The sequence below is a fragment of the Psychroserpens sp. genome, from assembly GCF_047633235.1.
In the GTDB taxonomy this organism is placed as follows: Bacteria; Bacteroidota; Bacteroidia; order Flavobacteriales; family Flavobacteriaceae; genus Psychroserpens.
In genome coordinates this window covers 1-4,648 of the sequence record NZ_JBLIET010000089.1, presented here as the reverse complement: position 1 = coordinate 4,648, position 4,648 = coordinate 1, and the positions used below count along the sequence as shown (strand labels likewise).

5 protein-coding genes and 1 pseudogene are annotated in these 4,648 nt (G+C 31.2%); all 6 read left to right on the top strand.

From position 1 onward, the window contains the following. Window positions 1–453 (top strand): annotated as a pseudogene (locus tag ACJAZK_RS14755) (ABC transporter ATP-binding protein); the annotation flags it as partial. Then, the gene (locus tag ACJAZK_RS14750; protein ID WP_415224701.1) at window positions 453–1,181 is read left to right on the top strand and encodes an ABC transporter ATP-binding protein; all 729 of its coding nucleotides are present in this window, start codon (window positions 453–455) and stop codon (window positions 1,179–1,181) included. The pseudogene ACJAZK_RS14755 and the gene ACJAZK_RS14750, both read left to right, overlap by 1 nt. After that, the gene (locus ACJAZK_RS14745) at window positions 1,178–2,284 is read left to right on the top strand and encodes an ABC transporter permease (RefSeq protein ID WP_415224700.1); all 1,107 of its coding nucleotides are present in this window, start codon (window positions 1,178–1,180) and stop codon (window positions 2,282–2,284) included. The genes ACJAZK_RS14750 and ACJAZK_RS14745 overlap by 4 nt, the downstream gene beginning before the upstream one ends. Next, window positions 2,284–3,405, top strand: coding sequence for an ABC transporter permease (locus ACJAZK_RS14740; RefSeq protein ID WP_415224699.1), 1,122 nt, complete (start codon window positions 2,284–2,286; stop codon window positions 3,403–3,405). The genes ACJAZK_RS14745 and ACJAZK_RS14740 overlap by 1 nt, the downstream gene beginning before the upstream one ends. A gap of 88 nt (window positions 3,406–3,493) precedes the next feature. Beyond that, window positions 3,494–3,937, top strand: a complete 444-nt coding sequence (locus tag ACJAZK_RS14735) for a DUF2141 domain-containing protein (RefSeq protein ID WP_415224698.1) — start codon at window positions 3,494–3,496, stop codon at window positions 3,935–3,937. Window positions 3,938–3,972: 35 nt separating this feature from the next. Then, the gene (locus ACJAZK_RS14730) at window positions 3,973–4,557 is read left to right on the top strand and encodes a Pycsar system effector family protein (RefSeq protein WP_415224697.1); all 585 of its coding nucleotides are present in this window, start codon (window positions 3,973–3,975) and stop codon (window positions 4,555–4,557) included. The last annotated feature ends 91 nt before the right edge of the window (window positions 4,558–4,648 follow it).

Below are 4,648 nucleotides of genomic sequence, written 5' to 3'. Positions count from 1 at the left end.
AAAGTGCTGTTTTTAGATGAGCCAACAACAGGAGTTGACCCAGTATCAAGAAAAGAATTTTGGGAAATGCTAAAACGTTTGCAGCAAAAAGACATCACCATTTTGGTATCCACACCTTATATGGATGAAGCTGCTTTGTGCGACAGAATTGCATTGATTCAAGATGGCAAGATTTTACAGATTGATACACCTGAAGCGATTGTGAAACACTTTCCAAAGCAAATCTATAATGTACGAGCAAGTAATATGTATCAGCTTATTAATAGTTTAAAGGACTATAAATATAACCATAGCGTCTACCCTTTTGGTGAGTTTGTACATTATACAGACAGCAGAACAAATTTTAACCCAGAAGAATTAAAGGTGCATTTAGAATCAAAAAATTTATTCAACATTGAAATTGAAGTAACAGAAGCCACCATTGAAGATACCTTTATGGAATTAGCAAAATAATGAATAACAACAAAGTCATACAAGTAGAAGGATTAACCAAAATGTTTGGAGATTTTGCAGCTGTAAATGCCATTACTTTTGAGGTTAAAAAAGGCGAAATATTCGGTTTTTTAGGAGCAAATGGGGCAGGAAAAACCACAGCAATGAAAATGTTAATTGGCATTTCTAAACCAACTGCTGGTAAGGCAACAGTAGCAGATTTTGATGTTTTTACCCAAGCGGAAGACATCAAGAAAAATATTGGTTATATGAGTCAGAAATTTGCTTTGTATGACGATTTAACCGTCAAGGAAAATATTACTTTTTTTGGCGGTATTTATGGTTTGTCAAGAAAACGAATCAAAGAAAAATCAAATGCTTTAATTGAAGAATTAAAACTAGAAGAAGTGGCAAACAAATTAGTTGGTGCTTTACCATTAGGCTGGAAACAAAAACTGTCTTTTTCGGTATCACTAATACACGATCCAAAAATTGTGTTTTTAGATGAGCCAACAGGAGGTGTAGATCCAATTACTAGACGTCAGTTTTGGGAAATGATTTACAAAGCAGCCAACCAAGGCACCACCGTTTTTGTAACCACACATTATATGGACGAAGCAGAATATTGTGATCGTGTTTCCATCATGGTGAACGGTAAAATTGAAGCTTTAGATACTCCAAAAAAATTAAAAGAACAGTTTAATGCCGCTAATATGAACGATGTGTTTTTAAAACTGGCTAGAGGATGAAAAGATTTATAGGCTTTATAAAAAAGGAATCCTACCATATTTTTAGAGATAAACGCTCGTTGTTTATTCTCTTCGGAATGCCAATTGCCCAAATTTTACTGTTTGGTTTTGCTATTACCAATGAAATTAATAATGTGGATATTGCCATTCTGGATCATTCAAAAGATGCAACTACAGAAGAGATTATTAATAAAATAGCTGCTTCCAAATACTTTAGTATTAAAAAGATTATTGAAAAAGAATCAGATATTGAAACAATTTTTAAAAAAGGAAAAGTAAAAGCGGTTTTGAATTTTGAAAAAAATTTCAGTAAAAACCTTGTGAAAGACCACGAAGCTACTGTTCAAATTATTACAGATGCTACAGACCCAAATACCGCAAATACGATAAGTAATTATGTACATGCGATTCTTCAGAAGTATCAAAAAAATCTAAACAAAGAAATAAGTATTCCCTACCAAATTGTGCCAGCATCGCGAATGGTGTACAATCCAGAATTAAAAAGTGTGTATATGTTTGTTCCTGGCGTAATGACTATTATTTTAATGTTGGTTTCTGCTATGATGACGTCTATTTCTATCACAAGAGAAAAAGAATTAGGAACCATGGAAATTTTATTAGTGTCGCCTTTAAAACCAATACAAGTAATTATAGGTAAAGTGTTTCCTTATATTTTCTTGTCGATTATTAATGCAGTTGTAATTGTTGTTTTAAGTATTTTTATTTTTAAAATGCCAGTACAAGGCAGCTTGTTTTTATTAGCAATGGAGAGTATTTTATTCATCATTTCAGCGCTGGCATTAGGCATTTTAATTTCAACGATTTCAGCAACACAACAAACAGCAATGATGATTTCTTTAATGGGATTGATGCTTCCTGTGATTTTACTTTCTGGTTTTATTTTTCCCATTTCAAGCATGCCAAAACCCTTACAAATTATTAGTCATATTATTCCTGCTAAATGGTTTATCATTATTGTGAAAGCAATTATGCTTAAAGGTGTTGGCTTACAGTTTATATGGAAAGAAACCTTGATATTATTAGGAATGACAGTGTTTTTTATTGCATTAAGTGTTAAGAAGTATAAAATTAGACTCGAGTAATGAAAATAATTCTATATATCATACAAAAAGAATTTAAGCAAATCTTTAGAAATAAAGGGATGCTTCCTATAATTTTTGTTTTGCCACTACTCCAACTCATTATTTTATCTAATGCTGCTACATTTGAAGTGAAGAACATCAAATTTAGTTACATCGATAATGACCATACATCTACATCTAGAGCTTTAATAGAGCAATTTACCGCATCAACCTATTTCAATGTAGTAACCGATTTTTCTTCGGAAAGCATGGCAAGTTCAGCGATGTTAAAGGGCGAAGTGGATGTTATTTTAGAAATTCCAAATTATTTTGAACGCGATTTACAAAAAGAAAAACAGCACAGCCTGGGACTAACGATTAATGCTATTGATGGTGCTGCTGCGGGTGTTGAAAATGTATATATTACGCAAATAATTCAACGTTTTAATCAACATTTAAAAATAGATTTACAACAAGTTTCAGATAAACAGGTGCAACCAATCAAGATTGAAACCATTCCATTATTTTGGTATAACAAAACTTTGAATTATAAAACGTTCATGGTTCCCGGAATATTAGTTTTATTAGTGACTATGATTACTTTATTTCTATCGGGAATGAATATCGTTAGAGAAAAAGAAATTGGCACTTTAGAGCAAATCAACGTGACACCTATTAAGAAAAGTCAGTTTATTATAGGGAAACTCTTTCCGTTTTGGGTCATAGGAATGGGTTTATTGACCATAGGATTAATTATTGCCAAACTTATTTTTGATGTTCCAATGTTAGGTAGTTTGTCACTTATGTATGTATACACATCCATTTATCTTTTGGTCGTTTTGGGGATAGGCTTATTCATTTCAAATTTCACAGATACACAACAACAAGCGATGTTTATAGCTTGGTTTTTTACGGTTATTTTTATTTTAATGAGTGGATTGTTTACGCCAATTGAAAGTATGCCAAAATGGGCTCAAATCATAACAGAATTTAATCCAATTAAATACTTTGTAGAAGTGATGCGTATGGTGATGTTAAAAGGTGCTGGATTTATAGATATTCTTCCACTATTGATTAAAACGTCGCTGTATGCAATTGTTATGAATGGATTGGCTGTTTGGAGTTATAAAAAGACAAATTAGAAAGAGTAGCAGCCCTATTACTATTATAGTATCATTTGTTGTTATTAACTTTTTCACATGTAACCTTCGATAAATTTAATAAATTATTATGAAAAAATTAGTCATTTTAAGTATGTTTGTGTTTTATACAGTAATAAGCAATAGTAACACAGATTCTTATGCATTAACAATAAAAACAGAAGATTTAAAAAACTCGGAAGGCACTATGGTATTTGCTTTATACAATAAAGATGGTTCTATACCAGATCAAAAATTTAAAAAATATTTCAGAAAAAAACACACAACTATTGTTCATAAAAAAGCAGAAATTACATTTCATAATTTACCAAAAGGCATTTATGCTGTAACCATTTTGCATGATGAAAACAACAATGGAAAAATTGATACAAAGTTCATGTTGCCACTACCAGATGAAGGTATAGGATTTTCGAATTATTATGATTTTGGATTAAGCAATCGTCCAAATTTTAAAAATGCAAATTTTAATTTAGATAAAGATACAATCATTGAGGTAAAAGTAATTTATAAGTAATGATGAATATTGACATTAATAATTAATTCTATAACATGGGAAAAGATAAACAGCTGCATGAAGAAATCAAGTTAAAAAAGGAAAAAGCGGACAAATATGACATCCGAGGCGTTCAAACATTGCTCAGAACACTTTCAAGAAACCACTATAACTTGTTAAAAATGGTTGACAATAAGGCAAGAATTGTACTTACTGTTAATTCTATTATTACTTCGCTCTTATTGGGCGTATTATATATTGCACCGAAAACTCAAGGGTTTAAAATTGAACTGGGAACAAGAATATTACTTATTTGTAGCATGCTATCAATGGTTTTTGCATTGTTGAGTATGCTTCCACATCGCTATTTTGGTAAAGCCTATAAAAGAAGTACTTATAAAGGAGTTCTATATGCGGAAAATTTTTCTTCATTATCTTTAGAAGAATTTAAATCTGAATTCAAACGTATTATGGAAAAAGGGCAAACAATCTATGATGAAATGATTCACGATATTTATTTTTTAGGTCAGACAATAGCTCTAAAACAAAAAATATTACTTTTATCAGTAGCCATTTTTTTAGTTGGTTTACTAACAGCAATAGTGTATTCATTGGTAAACGGACTTATAGCGTTTGGGTAATGGTCTTTGTAGAAGACATTAGTTTAGTAATTATTAGAGACTTTGGTTGTATTCCATTCCACACACATTCCACTTCTCTCCTATCGTCGTT